2 protein-coding genes are annotated in these 1,115 nt (G+C 62.3%); both read left to right on the forward strand.

What is annotated here, in order from left to right:
- Positions 1–731 (forward strand): TRCF domain-containing protein (locus OQK_RS31815; protein WP_038861936.1); only part of this gene is annotated, 731 nt, incomplete at its 5' end.
- Between the two features lie 10 nt (positions 732–741).
- The coding region (locus OQK_RS28585) for a CsiV family protein (RefSeq protein WP_016775484.1) at positions 742–1,115 on the forward strand (374 nt) is incomplete at its 3' end.

Raw genomic sequence — 1,115 nt, forward strand, 5'->3', positions numbered from 1 at the left:
GCAGTCACCACCAGGCTTACGCCTACCTGCTGACGCCGCCGCGCCAGCAGATCACTTCCGACGCGGAAAAGCGTCTGGAAGCGATCGCCAATACCCAGGACCTCGGCGCCGGTTTCGTGCTGGCCACCAACGACCTGGAAATCCGTGGCGCCGGCGAACTGCTCGGCGATGGTCAGAGCGGGCAGATTCAGGCCGTCGGTTTCACCCTGTACATGGAAATGCTCGAGCGCGCGGTGAAGTCGATCCGCAAGGGCGAGCAGCCGAACCTCGATCAACCGCTGGGCGGCGGCCCGGAAGTCAATCTGCGGGTGCCGGCGCTGATTCCGGAAGATTATCTGCCGGATGTGCATGCGCGGCTGATTCTGTATAAACGCATCGCCTCGGCCACCGACGAGGAAGGCCTCAAGGACCTGCAGGTGGAGATGATCGACCGCTTCGGCCTGTTGCCGGAGCCGACCAAGAACCTGGTGCGGATCACCGCGCTGAAATTGCAGGCGGAAAAGCTCGGCATCAAGAAAGTCGACGGCGGGCCGCAAGGCGGACGTATCGAGTTCGAAGCGCAGACGCCGGTTGACCCGATGACCCTGATCAAGCTGATCCAGACGCAGCCCAAGCGCTACAAGTTCGAAGGCGCGACGATGTTTAAATTCCAGGTGCCGATGGAGCGCCCGGAAGAACGTTTCAATACTGTCGAGGCGCTGTTTGAGCGTCTCATCCCGAAATCCGCTTGAAGGACGCCCGATGCGCCTGTTCCTCTCTCTGACTTTGTTGCTTGCACTTGCAGCACCGACGGCGTTTGCCGATGACACGTATCAGGTCGAAATGATCCTGGTGCGCCAGAATGCCGTCCCGGCCATTGTCAGCCGCGCCGCCCCGGAAGACTGGGCCGCAGGCGCCCAGCGTCTGGGCAGCGACAGCCAGCGCACCCCAGCGCTGAATGATGTAGTGAGCAAACTCACCGCCAGCGGCGAGTACACCGTGCTGATGCACAAAGCCTGGCAGCAGAGCCTCGGCGAAGCGCCGGCGAAAGTCGCGGTGAGCGAAGGTCAGGAGCAGTTCGGCCAGTTCCCGATCGAGGGCACGCTGGAAATGAAACTCGGCCGCTTCACCGACGT

Source organism: Pseudomonas sp. R62, from assembly GCF_000257605.1.
In the GTDB taxonomy this organism is placed as follows: Bacteria; Pseudomonadota; Gammaproteobacteria; order Pseudomonadales; family Pseudomonadaceae; genus Aquipseudomonas; species Aquipseudomonas atacamensis.